This is a genomic window from Streptomyces sp. NPDC037301, assembly GCF_055602785.1.
In genome coordinates this window covers 280,005-299,374 of the sequence record NZ_JBVJWD010000005.1, presented here as the reverse complement: position 1 = coordinate 299,374, position 19,370 = coordinate 280,005, and the positions used below count along the sequence as shown (strand labels likewise).

Below are 19,370 nucleotides of genomic sequence, written 5' to 3'. Positions count from 1 at the left end.
GGAGTCGCGAATCGCGTCAGCGGTCGAAGCGCTCGCGGGTGTCGTCCGCAGCGTCCTGGACCCTGTCACGGCCCTGCTGCGACGTCTTCGAGCCCGGCCTCGAGGCCGGCTTCGAGGCTGGCTTCGAGGCCGGCTTCGAGGCCCGCTGGGACGCGCCCTGCGCCCGCTCCCGGCCCTCGCCGCGGCCCTCGTTCGCCTTCTTCTTCGCCTGGTCGGCGAGCTCCTGCGCCTTGTCCTTGAACTGGTCTGCGATACCCATGCTGTTCACTCCTAGTGGGTGCGTGGGGGACGGCCTGTAACGGCCTCGACCAGAGTTACATGCCCCCACATTCATCGCATTTCGATCACTTACTCTGCGTACGCACCGCCCGCGCATCCCGGTCCGCCGCGCCCCCCGCGCCCACGAGTCCCTTGCTCACGCCCTCCAGCCGCGCCCCGAACCGCCGCATCTCGCGCTGTCCGACGACGCCGATCACCGCGGGGAGACAGCCCCGCACGGACTGCATCCCACGCAGCCACCACTGCGCGTACACATGCGCCGACCGCCGCTCGATACCGGCCACGATCCGGTCGACCGCCGGGCCCAGCGGATACGTACGGTTCGACGGCCAGGGCAGCCGCTGCCGCAGTTCCCGCATCACGTCGTCCTGGTCGGCGCCCCGCACCATGTCCGTGTCGGTCCAGGACAGATAGCCGACCCCGACCTTCACCCCGCGGTAGCCGACCTCGGCCCGCAGGCTGTGCGCGAACGCCTCCACACCCGACTTGGACGCGCAGTACGCGGTCATCATCGGCGCGGGCGTCATCGCCGCGAGCGAGGCGATCTGGAGGAAGTACCCACGGCTCTCCATGAGTACCGGCAGGAACGCCCGCCCGGTCACCGCGCCACCGATCAGGTTGACCTCGATGACCCGCCGCCAGGCCTCGGGGTCCGAGTCGACGAACAGTCCGCCGGAGGCGACTCCGGCGTTGGCGACGACGACGTCGACCTTCCCGAACCGTTCCTTGACCTCCTGGGCGACGCGGGCCATCGCCTCGTGGTCGGTGACGTCCGCGTACCAGTGGTCGCTGTCCGAGTGCAGCCGCTCGGAGACCTTCTTCAGCTCGTCCGGCTCCAGGCCGACCAGCGCGAGCTTGGCGCCGCGCGCCGAGAGCTTGCGTGCCAGCAGTTCACCCACGCCACGCGCCGCGCCCGTGACGACGACGACCTGTCCTTCGAGACTCCGCCTGTCGCTCATGCGACATCCTCCTTCTCGGCCGTACCGTCCACACCGTCCGCGCCGCCCACCGGGACGTACGCGGTGACGAGCTCCCGGATCTTCGCGGTGACCGCCTCCGGCGCCTCCACCGGTGTCATGTGACCCATGCCCGCCAGCTCGGTGAGCCCCAGGCAGTCGGGCAACGCCGCCGCGATGGCACGGGCGTGCACGAGCGGCGTCAGCCGGTCCTCCGTACCCGCGATCACCGCCGTGGGTACCCGCAACTCCCGTACTCCCGAGTCGAGATCGAGCTCCGCGAGAACATGCCCCCAGGCGACTCTGGCCGCCCGCGGGCACGCGTGCACGATCCTGGCGCAGAACTCGACCCGTTCGGGTGCCGAACCCGCTCCCATCGTGCCGTACTTGAGTATCCGCCTGGAGACCGGCGTGACCGGCCCGAGCGGGGCACGCGCCCCGAGAATCGCGCGGGTCGTCCGAGTGCGGACGGCCCCGGCCCGCAACGGCACCACCAACGACTCGTTGATCAGTCGCGAACTGCCGGTGCTGCACAGCAGTACGGCGGCCGCGTGCTCACGCAGCCCGGCCCGCCGCGAGGCGGCCATCATCGTCATCCCGCCCATGGAGTGCCCGGCGAGCACGGCCCTCTCGTCCGGTTCGAGGGCGGTGGCCAGCACCGCTTCGAGGTCGTCGGCGAGGGCGTTCGTGCTGTACCCGTCGCGGCCGGCCGCGGGCGAACGGCCGTGGCCCCGCTGGTCGTAGACGACGACTCGGTGGTCCACCGCGAGGTCCCGGATCTGCGCGGCCCAGAAATGGGTGTTGCAGGTCCAGCCGTGCGACAGGACCACCGCGGGGGCGCCGTCCTGCCCGTGCACCTCGACATGGATCCGGGCGCCGTCGGCGGAGATCGCGGTCAGTTCGCGCGCGGGGACCGGCGGGGCGTCGTCGCGCCGCAGCAGCCGGCTCATCCCACGATCTCCTCGACGACGGACCGCTCGGAGGCAGCGGCCTGCTTCGGTACCCGAACGACCTCGTACTCCGCGAGGTCGACCGACCGCGTCACCTTGCGGAATTCGGAGGTGGTGCCCGGCCAGACCGTCGTGTTGCGACCGTTGGCGTCCAGGTACCAGCTGTTGCAGCCGCCGGTGTTCCACACGGTGCGCTTCATCCGCTCCTGCACCCGGTGGTTCCAGGCCCCGACCGCCGAGGCCCGCGCGTCGAGTGCGACACGGCCGCCCAGCACGTTCAGCTGGCGCAGATAGTCGGCCATGTAGTTCAGCTGGGACTCGATCACGAGGATCATCGAGGAGTTCCCGAGCCCCGTGTTGGGGCCGATGATCGTCATCAAGTTGGGGAAGCCGGACGCGCTCGCACCGCGCAGCGCCTGCATGCCGTCTTTCCAGGACTCGGCGAGCGTGATGCCCTCCGCGCCGACGACCCGGTCGGCGATCGGCATGTCCGTCACACGGAAGCCGGTGCCGAAGATGATCGCGTCGACCTCGGCCTCCGTGCCGTCGGCGGCGACGACGGTGGAGCCGCGCACCTCGGCCAGACCGGAGGCGACCACCTCCACGTTGGGCTGGGCGAGCGCCGGGTAGTAGGCACTGGAGAGCAGGATGCGCTTGCAGCCGATGCGGTACGAGGGGGTCAGCTTGGCCCGCAGTGCCGGGTCCTTGATGGACCGCGCCATGTTGGACTTGGCTATCTTCTCGACCAGGCCCAGCTCGTTCGGGTGTTTGGTGAAGGCACTGACCTGCAACTCCCTTATGCCCCAGAGCAGTCCGCGGCGCGCGGTACCGGTGAAGGGGAGCGTGCGGTGCAGCCGGCGCTCGGCGCCGCTGATCCTGCGGTCCATGCGCGGCATGACCCACGGCGGGGTGCGCTGGAAGAGCGTCAGCTTGGCGGCCTTCGGCTGGATCGAGGGCACGATCTGGATGGCGGAGGCTCCGGTGCCGATCATCGCGACGCGCTTGCCGGTCAGGTCGTAGTCGTGGTCCCAGCGGGCCGAGTGGAAGACCTGGCCGGGGAAGCCGTCGAGCCCGGGTATGTCCGGCATCTTCGGGTCGGAGAGCGGGCCGGTCGCGGAGACGACGACATCGGCGGTGAACGTGGCCCCGCCCGCGGTCTCGATGACCCAGCGGAGTTCGTCGCGCTCCCAACGCACCATCATCACTTCATGGCCCAGCCTGATGTGCGGACGCAGCCCGAAGGTGTCCGCGACATGCTCCAGGTAGGCACGGATGTGTTCCCGCCCGGAAAAGGTGCGCGGCCACTCGGGGTTGGGGGCGAACGAGAACGAGTAGAGATGGGACGGTACGTCGCAGGCGCAGCCCGGATAGCTGTTGTCGCGCCAGGTGCCGCCGACGGAGTCGGCCCGTTCCAGGACGACGAAGTCCGTGATGCCTTCGCGGCGCAGCCGGACCGCGGCCCCGAGGCCCCCGAATCCGGATCCGATCACCGCCACTCGTACGTGCTCGTGCTGGGCCATGCTGCCGCCTCCCGCGGTACGTCACACGACTCTGCCAGCAATCACTGGCATTGTTGGGAGAGTAGAGCAGCTCCGTACCGATGGGTAGGGTCGCGACGAGGGAAAGTTACCGGCGGTACAACATAGGGTGCGGGTGTGACTGAAGGACGCGAGCACCGTGAATACCGGATGGAGGAGCTGGCGAAGGAGGCCGGCATCCCCGTGCGGACCGTGCGCTTCTACCGGGAGCGCGGCCTGATCTCGCCACCCCGCCGCGAGGGGCGCATCACCTGGTACGACGACCACCACCTGGCCCGGTTGCGCACCATCGCAGGCCTGCTGGAGCGCGGCCACACCCTCACCGGCATCGCCGATCTCGCCCGCACCTTCGAGAGCGGCCGCGATGTCGCCGAGGTGCTGGGCCTGGGCGAACCGACCGAGGAGACCCCGGTCCGCCTCACTCCGGAACAGCTCGCGGACCACTTCGAGGGCGAGGTCACCCCGGAGAATCTGGCCGCCGCCCTCGACCTGGGCTATCTGGCCACCGACGGCGACGAGATCGTCCACATCAGCCGACGTCTCCTGGAGGTGTCGGCTGAGCTGGTACGGGAAGGGGTGCCGCTCGCCACGGTGCTCTCGGCCGCCCGCCGGGTCCGCGAGCACGCGGACGCACTCGCCGAACTCTTCGTGAGCGCCTTCGAAGCCCACAGCGACGAAATGGAGCCGCCCCAACTGCGCCCGCTGGCCCGCGCGGTGGTGGACGCCGAGCTCTCCATGGCCCTGGACCGCCGCCTGCGCCGCGAGAACACCGACCGCCCGCCGCGGGGACCCGCCTCCTGACAGGACGGGCCAAGGGCCCCCTGAACACACCTGACGGAGGACCCCCGACCATTCCGCGCCCCGCACGCCCTACAGGTCGAAGACCACCGTCACCGGCGCATGGTCGCTCCACCGCTCGCCGTGCGTCGCGGCCCGCTCGACCCAGCCCTTCACCGCACGTCCGGCCAGCCCCGGCGTCGCCACCTGGTAGTCGATCCGCCAGCCCGTGTCGTTGTCGAAGGCCCGCCCGCGGTAGGACCACCACGAGTACGGCCCCTCCTCCTCCGGATGCAGCGCCCGCACGACATCGACGTACTCGGCCTCGTCGAAGACCCGGGTCAGCCACTCCCGCTCCTCGGGGAGGAAGCCGGAGTTCTTCTTGTTGCCCTTCCAGTTCTTCAGGTCGGCCTCCTGGTGGGCGATGTTCCAGTCGCCGCACACCACGACCTCACGACCGCCGGCCGCCGCCCGCTTCCTGAGGCCCTTCAGATACGGGAGGAACGCGGCCATGAACCGTTCCTTCTCGTCCTGCTTCTCCGTGCCGACCTCACCTGAGGGCAGATACAGGCTCGCGACCGTGACGCCGGGCAGGTCTACCTCGATGTAGCGGCCGCTCGCGTCGAACTCCTCGCTCCCGGCATCCCCGAAGCCGCCGAACCCGATCTGCACACGCTCGGGCGCCCGCCGCGTATAGAGGGAGACACCGGCTCGCCCCTTGGCGGCGGCCGGTGCGTGCACGGTGTGCCAGCCCTCGGGATCGCACACCTCGTCGGGCAGCTGCTGCGGCTCGGCCCGCACCTCCTGCAGGCAGATCACATCGGCTTCGGTCCGGGCAAGCCACTCGACGAAGCCCTTCTTGGCGGCGGCGCGGAGCCCATTTACATTGACGCTGGTCACAGTGAGCATTACGGCACGATACCGACACCCAGTGGACGCATACCTGTACCATATTCCGAATGAATATCCACTCTCGCCCCTTCGATCACGCCGATGCCGTCAAACTCAACGACCAGGTGCAGCTCGAATACGCCGAGCGATACGGCGACGAGGGCGATGTCACACCGCTCGACGCGTCGATGTTCGAGCCGCCGAACGGTCTGTATCTCCTCGCCTACGATGCGCAGCGCCGCCCGGTCGCCACCGGTGGCTGGCGCTCCCAGGAGCGGAACGACGAGGGCTACTCCGACGGCGACGCCGAGATCAAGCGGATGTTCGTCATACCCGAGGGCCGCGGCAACGGGCTGGCGCGCCGCATCCTGGCCGCCCTGGAAGCCGACGCGCGGGCGGCGGGCCGTAGTCGCATGGTGCTGGAGACCGGGGACAAGCAGCCCGAGGCGATCGCGCTGTACACGTCCAGCGGTTACACCCCATGCGAGAAATTCGGCTACTACCGCACGTACGAGAACAGCATCTGCTTCGCGAAACCGCTGCAATAGCAGGTCTCACCGCCCCGGGCCTCAGGCCCCGGCCGCATACCGCCAGAACTCCCGCATCACCGCGGGCGGGGTCGGTCCGGCCATTTCCAGCTGAGTGAGCAGGACGGTGACCGTTCCGGTGGACGGCGTGAGGTGCGCCGTCGTTCCGGTGCCGCCCACCCAGCCGTAGCGTCCCGGTACGTTCCAGGGGTCGATGGCCTCGACATCGACCGAGCCGCCGAAGCCCCAGCCCTGCCCCTCCAGGAACAGCGTGCTGTCGTCGCGCTGCGCCTGCGTCAGATGGTCGGTGGTCATCTGACGCACCGACTCGGCCGACAGCAGCCGGCGTCCGTCGGCACTGCCCTCGGCGAGCAGCATCCGGGCGAAGGAGTACCAGTCGTCCACGGTCGAGACCAGTCCGCCGGCACCGGACGGAAACGCCGGCACGCTGCTCCACTGCCCGTCGGGCGCGTCGACCAGTTGGAGACCGCCGCCCTCCGGGTCGGTCCGGTAGTAACTGGTGAACCGGTCGAGTTTGTCGGCCGGTACCGCGAAACCGGTGTCGGCCATGCCCAGCGGCGCGAACAGTCGCTCGGCCAGGAACTCGGGCAACGGCCGGCCCGAGACCCTGGCGATCAGCACGCCCAGGATGTCGGAGCAGGTGTTGTACAGCCAGGTCTCGCCCGGCTGGTGCAGCAGCGGAATGCGGGACAGGGTGACCATCCACGCGTCCGGCGCCTCGATGAGCCGGGGCTGCGGCGGTCCTTGTCTCAGCTCGCTGAACAGCAGTCCGACCACCGGTAGCGAGAAGTCGGACGGGAATCCGCACCCGGCCCGGAAGGTGAGCAGATCGGCCACCGTGATCGCCCTGACAGCCGGGACCACGTCGTCGACCGGGGAGGCCGGGGTGCGGACCACCTCAGGTGCCGCCAGTTCCGGCAGCCACTGCCCGACCGGGTCGTCCAGCGCGATCCGGCCGTCCTCGATCAGCATCATGACGGCCGCGGCGATGACGGGCTTGGTGATGGATGCGATGCGGAAGATCGAGTCCCTGGCCATCGGGACCGTGCCGTCCGCATCGGCGGAGCCGACCGCCGTCACCTCGACCCGGTCACCACGGGCGACCAGGCCCACGGCTCCCGGCGCCGCCCCGCCGCCGACATGCTTCTCCAGGAGGTCGTGCAGATTGCTCATCGGTCCACCCTCTCGCTGGTGTGCTCAGAAGCAGGACTGCCGCACCGCCCCCGGACTCATCGGTCCCGGACGTCACTCCCCCCGGCTCAGCGCACCCGCCCGACACCCACGTAGAAGCCGCTGCGTTCCCGCACCGGCGCGGGCTCCTCCTGGTACCACTCCGTGGCGAACACCAGCCCGGGCTCGACGAGGTCCAGGCCGTCGAAGAAGGGCTCGACCTCGCTTCGGGTACGCATCCGCAGCGGGATCGCCCCCTTCCTGTACGCGGTCTCGGTCTCCTGCTGGAGCTCGGGATGCTGGTCTGCCGTGCCGTGCGAGAGCACCAGGAAGCTGCCCGCGGGCAGGGCGTCGACCAGGGTGCGGGTGATGCCGTACGGGTCCTGGTCGTCAGGCAGGAAGTGCATCAGGGCGATCAGGGACAGCGCGATGGGCCTGCTGAAGTCCAGCCGCTCACGGGCGTGTTCGAGGATCGCCTTCGGCTGCCGCACATCCGCGTGGATGTAGTCGGTGGCACCCTGTGGGCTGCTGATCAGCAACGCTTCCGCGTGGCGCAGGACTATCGGGTCGTTGTCCGCGTAGACGATCCGGGCGGCCGGTGTGATGGCCTGGACGACCTGGTGCAGATTGGGTGCCGTGGGGATACCGGTGCCGATGTCGAGGAACTGGTCGACCCCGCCCAGCGCCAGCCAGGCGGAGGCCCGGTGCATGAAGGCCCGGTTCCGCGCCGCGTTGCCCCGCGCCTCCTCGGGCAGCGTCTCCCCCACCTGCTGGTCGACCGGATAGTTGTCCTTGCCGCCCAGCAGCCAGTCGTAGACGCGTGCGGGGTGGGGCTTGCTGGTGTCGATCTGGGGCTTGGGCGTTCCGGCCGTCACAGGACACTCCTCCGTACGGGGAAATCACGAGCAGCTGAGAACCCGGCCCGGCATGGGAGCACCCCCCGGCAGGACCCACGGAACGGGCGAGCAGTGCCAGCGTAGTTGGCCCCGCCCGCACCGTCCCGCCCTCGGCGCCGGGGAACTGTCGACGACTGCTGGCCCGATCCTGACCGTCGCCCCTCAAGCCTGGGCCGGGTTCGTCGGGCTTGCCGCCGACCGTTCGGCCTGAGCCGTAGGCAACCCCCGTGGGACCTGCCGCGCACCACTGGCGGCAGGTCCCACGAGTGCGTCCGGACCCCGGCCGTCAGGCCACGTCGTCCACGCCCTCCTCACGGCGGATCATCCGCCACGCCGCGCGGCGGGCGCTGCGGTTGAGGAAGGACCGGAAGCCCTTGTCCGGGGCGAAGTACCGCTTGCTGAGGTCAGTGATGAGACCCACGCGCTCCTCCACCTTGTTGGCGAAGACCTCGTCGAAGACTTCACCGAAGTTCGCCTCGTCGTTGACGCGCGCCCGAATATGCCTTCGGCGGCACCTTTTCGGCGAACGCCCAAGTACCGAACGAGTCGCGGAACCACAGGCATCCGCGCCACGGCGTGCGCGACAGGCTCTCAGCCGGTCCGCGATGTGCAGCTCCGATGTGTCGTCGGCGAGCTCGCCGACGAAAACAGCCTCAGCGAACCGCCTCGGCATCCGGCTCTTCGACCGGAGCGGAACCCGGGCCCGGGTCCTTGGTGTCGGTGTCGAACGGCGGTGCCTCCTCGGTCCACTTCATCGACGTGATCGTCGTGTAGTCCTGCAGCTCGCCCTTGCTCACACCGTCACCGCTCCGGGTGGCGACCGTCTCGGTGCCGAGCGGCATGCCCGTGGACTTGTCGAAGATCAGGCGGAGTTCGGGGGCTTGCTCGTAGGGGCCGGGGAGGGCGACGGCGTAGCCGGTGCGGCCTGTGTGGTCTTTGACGTCGCCGAGGGAGCGCACGCCGGGTTCGGCGGCGAGGAGGCGGTAGGCGGCGGCGCGCAGGGCCGGGGTGGACGGGAGGGTCGTGGCGAGTTGGACGGCTGTGTCGACGACGATCCGGTCGAGGATTTTCTCGGGGGCGTTGTAGTCCTTGTCGACCAGGGCGAACAGGCGCTTGCGGAGGGCCTGTTCATCGGTGGGGAGCGTTACCAGGAGGCGGAGAGGGAGGTCGCCCATCTTTTGGATGTCCGCGCTTCCGCCGGGGGCGTCGTGTTGGATCTCGCCCCTGCCGGCGTAGGTGACGGTCTCACCCGTCAGGTTCCACGACGTGGGGGAACCGTCCGCCTTCCATGCCGCCTCGTCGGCTTTCGTGGCCGGGCGGGCCCCCGGGTCCAGGATCTGCGACCACTGCTTGTTCTTGGCGGCGGCCGTCCAGTACCGCCGTTCGCTGAGGACGTCGACGGTGTAGTTCTTGCCGGGGACCTTGTGGAGGGAACCGAGGTGTTCCTCCACGTACCAGTAGGTGCCGGAGCCGGCCGGTTGCTGGCTGACGTGGGAGGCGGCAGCGAGAAGCACCTGGCTGCCGGAGCCCGATGTCGCGGAGGGCGCAGGTCCTGGCTTCTCCGGCACGGTGTCAGTGATCAGCACAGCCGCCGCCGCCATCGCCGTGGCCAGGGCGAGACCCGAGACGAGAGGGCGGCCCACCCTCCGCGGCTGGGCGGTGGCGCGAGCCCTGCGCGTCGCGCGCGGACGGGTCATGACCGTTGCGAGCTCCTCTTCCCGAACCGGCGACGGCGTGGGGCGGTCGGGGTCGAGGTGGGCGGGGCGGGCGGCTGTCAGGCGGTGCAGGATGTCGTTCTTCACCGGGCTTCCTTTCCTACGGTGATCCGGGCTCGGGTGGGCACGCGCCGCGCGGCTGCGGCCTCCTCCATGAGCGGGGAGGCCGACGCGGCCTGGGTGAGACGTTTGCGCGCCCGGTGCAGACGGACTCGCAGGGTGATGGGCGAGCAGCCGACCACCGCGGCCGCCTGCGCCGGGGTCAGGCCCTGCCACCCGGAAAGGATCAGCAGTTCCCGATCGTCCTCCGGCAGCGTGGCCAGCGCCTTGAGCAGCGCGCTTCGCTCGGATACCTCCTCGGCAATGTCCGCCTCGGCGGGTTCCGCCCAGGAGCGCAGCTCTGCGGCGAACGACGCGCGCCTGGCCTCCGCCCGGATGCTGTCCCGCAGGATGTTGCGGGCAACCCCGAGCAGCCATGGCAGCGGCGGCTCGGGAACGTCGTCCAGCTTGCGCCAAGCCACGGTGAACGCTTCGTTCACCACCTCATCGGCGACCTGCCGTCCCGCACGACTGACCACGTAGGCCCACACGCGTTGCCGGCAGCCGTCGTAGATGGCGGTGAAACGATCTTCGTCGTAATCGGGCACTGCCCACCTCCTGTCCCTCCTGGTGTGCTCTGTCGTTGAGTAGTGGGCCGAACGGGCTGATCGTTACAGCGGCATGCCAGGAAACACGCCCGAGAGACGAGGCGTACGTCACATCAGGGGGCTCGGGCGCACCGCCGCCGCAGGTGCCGGGGCCCCGGACGTACCCCGGAAGCCTCGGCGCCCTCGCCCCGGCGGCGGACGCGCGGCCTTGCTCAACCGAGGCGCGGCCCGGGCCGCAGCTCCAGCCGGGCAAAAGGGGCCGTCAGCGGGCTGACGGCCCCTCATGAATGATCGAGGCTGGATGTTCGACGTATTAAAACCGTATGTTTTTGCCTGCAATCGCAATTCATGGCCGCGTCGAGTCCGGGTGCATATGGTCGGAGAATCTCGTTCAGGTGATTTCCCATCGGGATCTCCGGGCATGGATGGCTGGTTCCCTAAGATGCTCGTTCAATGCCGATGCGCTCGCAATGACGAAGTGGCTTTCCGGTTCGGCATTTCGACTGAAGGGGAAAAATATGATTTCGAGAACGATGAATGTTGCGCGCACCATGGCAGCGGCGCTTGCCACGGCCGTCGCGTTCACCCTGGCCGGGCCGGCCGGAACGGCGTCCGCCATCGACCACGTCACCTGTGACCCCGACGCGGGTTTCTTGAAGATCTGGTCGCACAACGGCAGCGGTCGTGACAGCGTGGACTGCTATGCGAACGGCGGGAAGACCGACTTCGGCGGGTGGTGGGTCGACCAGATCTCGACGGGGAACAACGATGTGAAGTACTACGACGCCAATGGTGATGTGGTGAAAATCCCCCGGTGGAGTAACATCAAGTATCGGAACGTGCCGAAGGTCAACGCCATCGAAATCCTGTAAGGAATTCTCCCGGGGACGTTTCGGAGTCCCGGTGGGCGATGAGTCCACAGGCCGTGGCAGGGCGAGAAGTCCGTGCCGGCCCGTCATGAACGCAACGAAGCTCCGGTCGAACGGGGCGACCCCCAAGTCGCCCCGAATCGCCGGAGCTTCGGCGTATCGCCGGTCTGCCGCTGTCGGCCCGTCGGCGGGCTGATGGCCCTTTCAGGAGATCTGGTGCCGGAAACACAACCTCCAGGCCCCGGCGAGAAGGCCGGGCGTGCCGCGTGTCAGACGTGGCCACCGCACCACCCGGAGGCTTCAACTCATTCCGGGAGTCCTGCGGTGGCCACCGCGACGCTGAAGGGAAGCTCAGAGGCTGTCCAGTTGGTTACAGCCCGACCGGGTTGAGGTAGGTGGCCGGGTGGGTGGCGCCGTCCTGCTTGAGGATCTGGCCGCCAAACGGCCACGTCAGGGTGAAGTGCTCCGTCTCGTTCGGCGGGGTGACCAGGAACTTCGCCGGAACGAACTTCTCCTTCTGCGGCGTGGACTTGGCCACCGGGAGCAGGTTGATGCTGAAGTCCACCGTGTCGCCCTGCTTCAGGATCATCTTTTCGGGCTTCTTGGAGGAGCGCGCCAGCGACCAGGTGCCGTCGGTCGTCTGAGCGCCGATCATGTCGACACCGGCGAAGCCGGACAGGGTGCAGGTGCGCTCGCTCTGGTTGGTGAACCAGATGTACGCCTGGGTCTGCTTCTCGGTCTGCTCCATCTCCGGCTTCGCGTCATCCCCCATGGCGAAGCCGGCCTTCAGGTCGGCGGTGTGGCAGCGGGTCGGCTCGGCCTTGGCGGGGGCGGCCGAGGCTGGGATGGCGGTAGCGGCAGTGCCGGCGACGACGACGGCCGCAAGGGCCACGGCGGTCAGCTTGCTCTTCATGAAGTTTCGGGTTCCCCTCGCATACGAATCGGCGCGCGAAGTCAGTGCGCGCCTACGCACCTGAAGATGTGCAAGGCCCGGGGGAGGTTCGGTGTGCCGGAGAACCTTTTTCCGACACCCAGGCTCCCAACTGTGGCCGCGTACAAGAACTCATGCGGTGCGGGCCGTTGCAGCGTCGTAGGGAGGACACCGCAACGGCCCGCGACCTCGCTCGGCGTCCGGTCCAGCACAGCGGGACCGATGGCAGCGTGCGACGTCGGCCACGGACATGGGCGCACAGAGGCAGCCCGTCGGGCACACCGCCGCCACAGGCGCCGGGGCCCTGGATCAGACAGGCGGATCCTGCGGGCCCCGTCGGCGCCGCGCCAGGTCGTGGGCCGCCTCCGGCCACCTCGGGTATGCGAAGGTGAAGCCCGCCTCGAGCAGCCGGCCGGGGACGACACGTCGGCTCTTCAGCAGCAGTTCCGTGTCCGAGCGCAGCGCGAAGGCGCCCACTTCGGCCATCCATCGCATCGCGGGCAGGCCCACCGGTGCACGCCACGCGGTACGTAGGGCGCGCATGATCGCGCGGTGCGGAAGGGGCTCGGGGGCGGCCAGGTTCACCGGGCCGGCGAGATCGTCCCGGTCGACCAGGAACTCGACCGCGCGGGCGAAGTCGTGGTCGTGGATCCACGACACGTACTGTGTGCCACCCGCGACCGGGCCGCCGAGACCGAGGCGGGCCAACCACGACAGGACGTCGAAGACGCCGCCCCGGTCGGGGCTCATCACCATGGCGGAGCGCAGGGCCACCTTGCGGGTGTGCGGAGTGCCGGCCTGTTCCTGTTCCCGCTCCCAGGCCCTGGCGATGTCCACGCTGTAGGACCAGTAGCCAGGCACGGTGGGTTCCGCTCCGCCGATCACGCCGGTGCCCTCGTCGTTGGGCGCGTCGAAGCGGTGGGTGTAGATGGTGGCGGTGCTCATCTGGAGCCAGACCCGCGGAGGGTGTGCCGCGGCGCCGATCGCCTCGCCCACGACGCGGGTGGAGAGCACCCGCGAGTCCATCATGGCCTGGAGATTGGCGGCGGTATAGCGGCAACTCACGCTGCGGCCCGCCAGGTTGACCACGACGTCGCTGCCATCGATCGCCTCGGCCCACGGCCCCGGGGTCCTGCCGTCCCAGTGGACCTCACCCGGCCTCACCGGCCGCCTGGTCAGCACGACGACCTCGTGCCCGGCCGCGGTCAGCGCGCGGTTCAGGACAGTACCCACCTGCCCGGTTCCCCCGGGAATCACGATCTTCATCCAGCCCTCCCACTCCACTCGAGGGCGACCCTACCTCAAAATCGAACATGTTCAATTCCTGGGAGTGGCGGCCAGGTCGACCTGAATCACCTTTCGGAACACCGCCTTTGAGGGTCCCGCGTCCCGCGTTACTGGCGTGCTCCCGTCGGTAGCGGGGGATAGGTTGGGGCCCGATTGCCGCCGCGCCCAGAGCACGGGGCTCTGCTGGGAACAGCGGCATCAGAAGGGGCCAGCATGTCCAAACGGTCCGATGCAGCGGATGCGGCCTGCGCCTACCGGCGAACCGGAATCGCCCCGGTGGGCGCGACCGGACGACTCAAGGAGCCGACGGATCGGGAGAAGGAAGTCCTTCTCCCGCTGGGCACAGGGTTGGGCAACCGGCAGCTGGCGAGTGAGCTCGGCATCGCGGAGCGGACGGTGAAGGAACATATCGCTCGCATAGCGGAGAAACTGGGGCAGGAGACTGGGCTGCAGGTTGCAGTACTGTCCGCGCTCTCCCACAGCGCGCTCTGCGTCGATCCGTCCTGTCCGTGCCGACACTCCGCGCTGCCGCCCGGCACCCTGAAGGCGCCTGCCGCGTGAGCGCAGGCCACGCCCGACCCTCTGACCCGGGGCCGGGCGCGGCCTGTCGGACGGATGCCCCGTTGGGCACCGCCCGTCGGGCGGCCGTGACCGAGGCACGTGCGGGCATCGGGGAAGCCGACAGCAACACACCTGCGCGTGAGCTTGATCTCATAGGCGTTCCCCGTGAGGTGCGGATCCGGGACGACCAGAACCGCCATGATGAAAATGCAGGGATCTCATACCTGCGTGTCAGAGAGGCCGACACGCCGCAGCGAGGAGCACGACATGGCCACCGGATCCGAAGACAGCCCCGCGACTCTCTACGGGCCCGCCTCACTCGTCCTCGGTACCATTGCTCTGATCGCCGCAGTGTTCGCCGGCTTCACCGGGATCGCGATCCCGCTTCTGTTCGGCAGCCTCGCCGTCACCTTCGCGCTCCTCGGCCTGGCCCGCAAGCTCAACCGAGGCCAGTGCACCATCGGCCTCGCCACCGGATCCCTGAGCGTGCTCTACCCGATCTTCCTCACCGCTGTCTGAGCGCCTGACGAACTCCGCGCCTGCGGGCCCCCATTGCGGCCTGCCCGAGAGTGCCCTTCGGTCGTGCCTCCGCGGCACGGCCGACATCCCTTGACGCCGCGTACACGCAGGACACCCCGTACCGTTTCGGCGCTCTGCATTTCACACGGCGCAAATCCTCTCGGCTGTCATGAGCATGACATTCATTACGACGTGTCCGGCGTCGGCGCGAACAGCGTCGAGGGCAGGATGCTGGCAGCCCAGGGGTTCGGCGTCATGCGGGCGGCTTCGGGAGAGACCGCTGTCGTCGACCGTTCCTCGGCCCGCGAGGGGATCACCGCTGCAGCCGGCAAGTCCTTCGTGGAGCTGTCGTGGAAGGGGTATGCGAAAGACGCCCGCTACATGGTCACCCGCGACGGCAAGGAGGTGGCCCGTCCGGACGCAGGGGTCACCTCCTTCCGCGCGACACGAACGTGGCACCGGGCGCCGATTACCACTACCAGGTCGCACCGATGCTGCCGGAGAACGGTGACCCACAGACACGGCTGTGGGGGATGAAGGTGTCCGTCCCGGTCTCCGGATCGCTGACGGCTCTGCGCGAGCAGGCGGTTTCCTGAGCAGCCGCCGCAGGCGTTGCCAAGACGTCCACCCTCTCCTGGATCGCCTTCATCCCGCAGAAAAAGATCGACGCTCCCCTGGCGGGTTGTGACTACGGCAGCAAATTCCAGTTCGGCGGCGACGGACGCAGCCATTTCGACTGGAAGTCGAGCAAGTACCGCACCGCCCTGCACGCCACAGTCACGTGGAAGACCAAGAAGGTGGTGGCCAACAAGGACATCCACTCCACCAACGTCTACGTGAAGAAGACCGGCAAGAAGGTCGCCACCAAGACCGCCACCACCAAGGACATGTCGGCCAAGAAGCTGGGCTCCGGCAGCAGTTACGTGGACGTGCGGATGTCCCTGCACGCCACCAATCCCTTCTGCAAGGGTCTGGGCAGCGTCAAGGGGGCCATCGACGGGGCCTTCACCATCAACCTGACCACGAGCGGGAACTACACCATCCGCTCCGGCAAGCACCGCCTGATGCCCAACCACCACATCTACATCTACGACGGCGGCAAGGTCACCAACGTCTACACCCGGAAGTACTCGAACGCCAAGTGCCTGATCGGTTCGGTCGCCTGCCCCGAGGCTGATCTGACCGGCTACTACGGCAAGTTCTAGCCTCGAACTCTCGTGACGGTCTGTTGACGGAGTCGGCGGACCGTTTCGTGTTCTGTGGCTGGTGACCGGCAGGCCGGCACCTGAAGATCACACGCAGGAGATTCGGCTGCGCGGCACGGCTGCCGACGCGGACGTGTGGGGAGCGGCAAGAGCTGCGGCCTCTGCCCCACCGTCCACGTCGGCCTGATCCTGTCTGATCTGCCGCAAGGCGTCGAGCCCCTGTGCCGGAAGCCGTCCTCGCGCAGGTGCATGGCCCACACTGCGCTGCCTCCACTCGTGGCTCGACGCCGGCACATCAGCCTGGCGAAGTGCCGACCTCGGACGCGTGCTCGTCAGTGGTGCCCTCGTCCCGGTCGGGTTCGTACGGCAGGCGCATCCCTCGGGACTCGGCGACCCGCATCGCGTCGCTGAGGCATTCGGCGAGCCTGACCCCGGCGTACCGGATCTCGCTGTACGGGGACATGGTGTCCCCCAGCACCGTGCGGGCATGGTCGAGGATCTCGGCCCCCATCTCCAGCTGCACGGCCTCCATCTCGTCGGCCAGCCGGGAAATATGGCTGCCCGCGTCGTCGGAGACGAGGAAGCAGGGCTTGCCCTCGGGGGACAGCCAGGGCAGCAGGCGGGGCGGGAGCGCGACCGGTGCGGTGAGCGGGGGCGCGGGGTTGGGTACGGCGTCCATCAGGCCGCCACCCCCTGCGCGCCGACCACATGCAGGTCGAGGTCCAGCCCGAAGTCGGCGGCGAGCACCAGGGCGATCCGCCGCCGTCGCTGTGCGCGTTCCCGGTCCGAGGCGAGGAGATACGGGCGCACCAGCGCGCTCGCCCCGCCGTCGAGCGCGTGGTTCAGGCCGTAGGGGGAGCGGGCGGCAGGAAGGTGGGCGGTGAGGCGGGGGCGGGGTGTGCCGGGACGGCGGGTCGGGGCGGGGGCGGGGGCGGTTTCGGGGTGCGCGGGGGCGGTACCGGCACGGTGGCGGCCGGCACAAGGGCCGAGGACCAGCCTCAGCAGCCATGCAGTGATCCGGCGGATAAAGTCGTACACGTCGACGCTCCTAACTCAGCGTTGGCCATGCCCCGGGAGGTCTAGTCCACCTTGCCGGGGTCTTCGCTCTCTTCCACCAAGAAGACTACATCCGGCTATAGCCCTCTACATACAAGTACAGAGGGATTCACCCGAGCGTGCAGGGCGACCGCTCTCTACGTTGGGGGTATGAGCGATGCGGACGCTGTAGAGACAGCCCTGGACCCCATGAGCGCGAAACCGCTCTACATGCAGTTGGCCGACACCATCGCCGCCAAGATCAGTTCCGGCGAGCTGGCGCCTGACAGGCCGATCCCTTCGGAGAACCACCTCGCCGACGAGTACGGCGTTGCGCGGCTCACCGCCCGGCGCGCTGCGCAGGAACTCCGCGAACGCGGCCTCATCATCACCGTGCGTGGCAAGGGCTCGTTCGTCGTGAAACAGCCGCCCGCCAAAGACGGAACCCCCGCCTGACGGCCCCCGAACAGATCGCGCACTTCGTCGAGGAGGCACACCGACGTGCCGGAGAAAGCAGCCCTGAGCATCGAATCCAACGAGTCCGTGACGCCGGGCGTTACCGACTCGGCGGACGACGTGGCCGTGTGCGTGGTCCGCTGCGTTGAGGGGACGGCACGGCTGGGCATGGTGTTCCAGCACCCGGGTTCCGTAGTCGGCCCGGGCGCGGCCACGCCAGGGTTCTTGCTGACCGCCATTGAGTGGTACGGCAAGCAGGTCGAGCAACTGGACACCGTTCACTCCGGCAAGGTCACGCTCACCGGAGCCGGAGCGAAGACGCTGGCCAAGCGCGATGTCCTGAACTCGGCACCGCGGCACTGAACGACCCCGTCGGCCCGGCCGTCGAAGACCTCACCCCTCCTGGGGGCCGGCGGGGCGGTCACCGGCCCGCTCGCGGGGCTGCAATCACTACTCATGCCAATCCAGACCGGGGTCGACCACTCCCCGTTATGTTCTTCGCGGTCCTGCAAGAGGGCCGCTGGCCTCCGGGCCCGGCATGACTGTGTCCCCCTGTCGAACGGATGACCTGGGGGGTGGTGTCACCGGGCCCGGGAGGTGCCGTCGGAGACGCTGATGAGAGGTCCGGCCACTGCCCAGTCCGGCGCAATGCTGGACAGCTCGCGGGCGGCAGGTCTGCATAGCGTGGATGCGCGCGTACGACACCACTGCCGAGGCCGGCACGTTCAACTCGCCTGGAGGGGCGCGATGTTCGATACCGAAGACGTGGGCGTGTTCCTCGGCCTGGACGTCGGCAAGAGTGCTCATCACGGCCACGGACTCACCCCGGCCGGGAAGAAGGCACGGACCGCCGCCCTGCGCCCTTGCTGAGCTTCGTCATCGAGGAGTCGGCCCTACGGCGGCCCATCGGGGGTTGGCCGGTCCTGCACGGCCAGTGGGAGCACTTGCTTCTCGTCGGACGGAAGCGCAATGTCGAGATTCAGGTGATGCCGACAGAGCGAGAGGATCACGCGGCGCTCGGCGGTCCATTCACGCTGATCGAAACAGATCAGGCGCAGCGTGTTGCCTACGCCGAGGTCCAGGGCGACAGCCGCCTGTACACCGGTCAGGCAAGGATCCGAGAGCTCGAAGCGCGCAATGGCATCATCCGATCGCAGGCGCTCACTCCGCGTGAGTCGGAAGAGTTCATTGAGAAGACGCTGGGAGAGAAATGACCGTTCACCAAGGCGAGTTGACCGTGCCGGAGACGGCTTGGCTCAAGAGCAGCTACAGCACTGGTGACGGCGGTGAGTGCGTCGAGGTCGCCGCCGCCACCGACTCCGTACACATCAGGGACTCCAAGGTCCCCGGTGGCCCGATCCTGGCCGTCGCCCCCCAAGCCTGGGCTGGGTTCGTCGGGCTTGCCGCCGACCGTTCGGCCTGAGCCGTACGCAACCCCCGTGGGACCTGCCGCGCACCACTGGCGGCAGGTCCCACGCGTGCGTACGGACCCTCGGCCGTCAGGCCGCGTCGTCCACGCCCTCCTCGCGGATCATCCGGCACCGCTTGCCGAGGTCAGTGATGAGGCCCACGCGCTCCTCCACCTTGTTGACGAAGACCTCATCGAAGACTTCACCGAAGTTCGCCTCGTCGTTGACGCGCGCCACCTCGCGTACATCCGGGTCGGCGACGGCCGCCTGCCCCGGAGGTCACACTCATACGGCCACCGCGGTCGGCAGCCATCTTCAGCGCGTCCACAACCATCTCGCACGGTGGTGCTCGGCCATCCTGCACCCGACCACCTCGCGCGTGGTCAGGTCGAGGACCAAGGCCAAATATCACCAGCCAGCCAGCATGGGGAGGTAGGTGATGTCCGAGACCAGCTTGATGCCTCGACGTCGGTGAAGTCGCGTCCGACCGGGTCCGGCGACGAAGCCGCTCACGGGACGACCGGGTCGAACCGCAGCGCTCGCGGCGAGTGATGCGGTGGATGTTGCACTCGCGCATCAGCCGCTCGGCCCTCTTGGAGATTGCCGCGCGGCTCTCCCCGCATGCGCGGAGCGGGCGCAGGTCCGGACGCTGGCCGGCTGGCCATTTTTGTTCGTTGCTCCCGGGAAGCGTGCCGTGACAGCATTCGACGCGTGTTCGATAACGGGGATGA

26 protein-coding genes and 1 pseudogene are annotated in these 19,370 nt (G+C 68.8%); 12 read left to right on the top strand and 15 right to left on the bottom strand.

What is annotated here, in order from left to right:
- Positions 1-16: 16 nt before the first annotated feature.
- The 4 genes from ACZ7IB_RS12030 to ACZ7IB_RS12015 all read right to left on the bottom strand — a co-directional run bounded on the left by ACZ7IB_RS12030 (position 17) and on the right by ACZ7IB_RS12015 (position 3,705).
- Positions 17-259, bottom strand: coding sequence for a hypothetical protein (locus ACZ7IB_RS12030; protein WP_470911744.1), 243 nt, complete (start codon positions 257-259; stop codon positions 17-19).
- An 85-nt stretch (positions 260-344) separates the two neighbouring features.
- Positions 345-1,238: an SDR family oxidoreductase gene (locus ACZ7IB_RS12025; protein WP_470911740.1), complete on the bottom strand. Its 894-nt coding sequence runs from the start codon at positions 1,236-1,238 to the stop codon at positions 345-347.
- Complete coding sequence (locus ACZ7IB_RS12020) at positions 1,235-2,185, bottom strand: alpha/beta fold hydrolase (protein ID WP_470911738.1); 951 nt, start codon at positions 2,183-2,185, stop codon at positions 1,235-1,237. Before ACZ7IB_RS12020 ends, ACZ7IB_RS12025 begins: the two co-directional genes overlap by 4 nt.
- Positions 2,182-3,705, bottom strand: a complete 1,524-nt coding sequence (locus ACZ7IB_RS12015) for a flavin-containing monooxygenase (protein ID WP_470911735.1) — start codon at positions 3,703-3,705, stop codon at positions 2,182-2,184. Before ACZ7IB_RS12015 ends, ACZ7IB_RS12020 begins: the two co-directional genes overlap by 4 nt.
- Before the next feature lie 168 nt (positions 3,706-3,873).
- Here ACZ7IB_RS12015 and ACZ7IB_RS12010 point away from each other — a divergent pair, with 168 nt between their 5' ends.
- A complete protein-coding gene (locus ACZ7IB_RS12010; protein ID WP_470911870.1) occupies positions 3,874-4,524 on the top strand; it encodes a MerR family transcriptional regulator in 651 nt (216 codons plus the stop codon).
- 69 nt (positions 4,525-4,593) lie between these two features.
- Here ACZ7IB_RS12010 and ACZ7IB_RS12005 read toward each other — a convergent pair whose 3' ends face one another.
- Entirely contained in the window at positions 4,594-5,409 is an 816-nt protein-coding gene (locus ACZ7IB_RS12005) for an exodeoxyribonuclease III (protein ID WP_470911733.1), read from the bottom strand.
- A 50-nt stretch (positions 5,410-5,459) separates the two neighbouring features.
- Here ACZ7IB_RS12005 and ACZ7IB_RS12000 point away from each other — a divergent pair, with 50 nt between their 5' ends.
- Positions 5,460-5,939, top strand: coding sequence for a GNAT family N-acetyltransferase (locus tag ACZ7IB_RS12000; RefSeq protein ID WP_470911730.1), 480 nt, complete (start codon positions 5,460-5,462; stop codon positions 5,937-5,939).
- A 21-nt stretch (positions 5,940-5,960) separates the two neighbouring features.
- Here ACZ7IB_RS12000 and ACZ7IB_RS11995 read toward each other — a convergent pair whose 3' ends face one another.
- From ACZ7IB_RS11995 to ACZ7IB_RS11975, 5 genes are all read right to left on the bottom strand, one after another.
- Entirely contained in the window at positions 5,961-7,112 is a 1,152-nt protein-coding gene (locus ACZ7IB_RS11995; RefSeq protein WP_470911728.1) for a serine hydrolase domain-containing protein, read from the bottom strand.
- Positions 7,113-7,198: 86 nt separating this feature from the next.
- On the bottom strand, positions 7,199-7,984 hold the full coding sequence (locus ACZ7IB_RS11990; protein ID WP_470911725.1) for an SAM-dependent methyltransferase: 786 nt from the start codon (positions 7,982-7,984) through the stop codon (positions 7,199-7,201).
- A gap of 307 nt (positions 7,985-8,291) precedes the next feature.
- The gene (locus ACZ7IB_RS11985) at positions 8,292-8,426 is read right to left on the bottom strand and encodes a hypothetical protein (protein ID WP_470911722.1); all 135 of its coding nucleotides are present in this window, start codon (positions 8,424-8,426) and stop codon (positions 8,292-8,294) included.
- Between the two features lie 232 nt (positions 8,427-8,658).
- The gene (locus ACZ7IB_RS11980) at positions 8,659-9,807 is read right to left on the bottom strand and encodes a CU044_5270 family protein (protein ID WP_470911719.1); all 1,149 of its coding nucleotides are present in this window, start codon (positions 9,805-9,807) and stop codon (positions 8,659-8,661) included.
- Positions 9,804-10,367, bottom strand: a complete 564-nt coding sequence (locus ACZ7IB_RS11975) for an RNA polymerase sigma factor (RefSeq protein ID WP_470911716.1) — start codon at positions 10,365-10,367, stop codon at positions 9,804-9,806. The genes ACZ7IB_RS11980 and ACZ7IB_RS11975 overlap by 4 nt, the downstream gene beginning before the upstream one ends.
- Positions 10,368-10,885: 518 nt before the next feature.
- Here ACZ7IB_RS11975 and ACZ7IB_RS11970 point away from each other — a divergent pair.
- Entirely contained in the window at positions 10,886-11,239 is a 354-nt protein-coding gene (locus ACZ7IB_RS11970; RefSeq protein ID WP_470911868.1) for a beta/gamma crystallin domain-containing protein, read from the top strand.
- Positions 11,240-11,606: 367 nt separating this feature from the next.
- Here the strand turns inward: ACZ7IB_RS11970 and ACZ7IB_RS11965 are convergent, their stop codons facing one another.
- Complete coding sequence (locus tag ACZ7IB_RS11965; RefSeq protein ID WP_470911715.1) at positions 11,607-12,149, bottom strand: DUF4232 domain-containing protein; 543 nt, start codon at positions 12,147-12,149, stop codon at positions 11,607-11,609.
- A 327-nt stretch (positions 12,150-12,476) separates the two neighbouring features.
- Complete coding sequence (locus ACZ7IB_RS11960) at positions 12,477-13,433, bottom strand: TIGR01777 family oxidoreductase (protein ID WP_470911714.1); 957 nt, start codon at positions 13,431-13,433, stop codon at positions 12,477-12,479.
- Positions 13,434-13,667: 234 nt separating this feature from the next.
- Between ACZ7IB_RS11960 and ACZ7IB_RS11955 the strand changes: the two genes are divergently transcribed.
- The 4 genes from ACZ7IB_RS11955 (at position 13,668) to ACZ7IB_RS11940 (ending at position 15,739) form a co-directional block, all read left to right on the top strand.
- Complete coding sequence (locus ACZ7IB_RS11955; protein ID WP_470911713.1) at positions 13,668-14,015, top strand: LuxR C-terminal-related transcriptional regulator; 348 nt, start codon at positions 13,668-13,670, stop codon at positions 14,013-14,015.
- Between the two features lie 267 nt (positions 14,016-14,282).
- Entirely contained in the window at positions 14,283-14,534 is a 252-nt protein-coding gene (locus tag ACZ7IB_RS11950) for a hypothetical protein (protein ID WP_470911711.1), read from the top strand.
- Positions 14,535-14,986: 452 nt separating this feature from the next.
- Positions 14,987-15,130 carry a hypothetical protein gene (locus tag ACZ7IB_RS11945; RefSeq protein ID WP_470911710.1) on the top strand — a complete coding sequence of 48 codons (144 nt, stop codon included), beginning with the start codon at positions 14,987-14,989 and terminating at the stop codon, positions 15,128-15,130.
- A gap of 204 nt (positions 15,131-15,334) precedes the next feature.
- Positions 15,335-15,739, top strand: coding sequence for a hypothetical protein (locus ACZ7IB_RS11940; protein ID WP_470911708.1), 405 nt, complete (start codon positions 15,335-15,337; stop codon positions 15,737-15,739).
- Between the two features lie 295 nt (positions 15,740-16,034).
- On the opposite strand, the gene ACZ7IB_RS11935 is transcribed toward ACZ7IB_RS11940, so the two are convergent.
- Entirely contained in the window at positions 16,035-16,418 is a 384-nt protein-coding gene (locus ACZ7IB_RS11935) for a hypothetical protein (protein ID WP_470911706.1), read from the bottom strand.
- Entirely contained in the window at positions 16,418-16,777 is a 360-nt protein-coding gene (locus tag ACZ7IB_RS11930; protein ID WP_470911704.1) for a hypothetical protein, read from the bottom strand. The genes ACZ7IB_RS11935 and ACZ7IB_RS11930 overlap by 1 nt, the downstream gene beginning before the upstream one ends.
- A gap of 168 nt (positions 16,778-16,945) precedes the next feature.
- Here ACZ7IB_RS11930 and ACZ7IB_RS11925 point away from each other — a divergent pair, with 168 nt between their 5' ends.
- The 5 genes and pseudogenes from ACZ7IB_RS11925 to ACZ7IB_RS11905 all read left to right on the top strand — a co-directional run bounded on the left by ACZ7IB_RS11925 (position 16,946) and on the right by ACZ7IB_RS11905 (position 18,653).
- Complete coding sequence (locus tag ACZ7IB_RS11925) at positions 16,946-17,230, top strand: GntR family transcriptional regulator (RefSeq protein WP_470911703.1); 285 nt, start codon at positions 16,946-16,948, stop codon at positions 17,228-17,230.
- A 45-nt stretch (positions 17,231-17,275) separates the two neighbouring features.
- Complete coding sequence (locus tag ACZ7IB_RS11920; protein WP_470911700.1) at positions 17,276-17,593, top strand: hypothetical protein; 318 nt, start codon at positions 17,276-17,278, stop codon at positions 17,591-17,593.
- A gap of 384 nt (positions 17,594-17,977) precedes the next feature.
- The gene (locus tag ACZ7IB_RS11915; protein WP_470911876.1) at positions 17,978-18,100 is read left to right on the top strand and encodes a hypothetical protein; all 123 of its coding nucleotides are present in this window, start codon (positions 17,978-17,980) and stop codon (positions 18,098-18,100) included.
- Positions 18,061-18,444: pseudogene (locus ACZ7IB_RS11910) on the top strand (DUF5753 domain-containing protein); the annotation flags it as partial. The gene ACZ7IB_RS11915 and the pseudogene ACZ7IB_RS11910, both read left to right, overlap by 40 nt.
- Positions 18,441-18,653 (top strand): DUF397 domain-containing protein, encoded by a 213-nt coding sequence (locus ACZ7IB_RS11905; protein WP_470911698.1) that lies wholly within the window; start codon positions 18,441-18,443, stop codon positions 18,651-18,653. The pseudogene ACZ7IB_RS11910 and the gene ACZ7IB_RS11905, both read left to right, overlap by 4 nt.
- A 76-nt stretch (positions 18,654-18,729) precedes the next feature.
- Here ACZ7IB_RS11905 and ACZ7IB_RS11900 read toward each other — a convergent pair whose 3' ends face one another.
- Complete coding sequence (locus tag ACZ7IB_RS11900) at positions 18,730-18,876, bottom strand: hypothetical protein (RefSeq protein ID WP_470911696.1); 147 nt, start codon at positions 18,874-18,876, stop codon at positions 18,730-18,732.
- Positions 18,877-19,370: the final 494 nt, after the last annotated feature.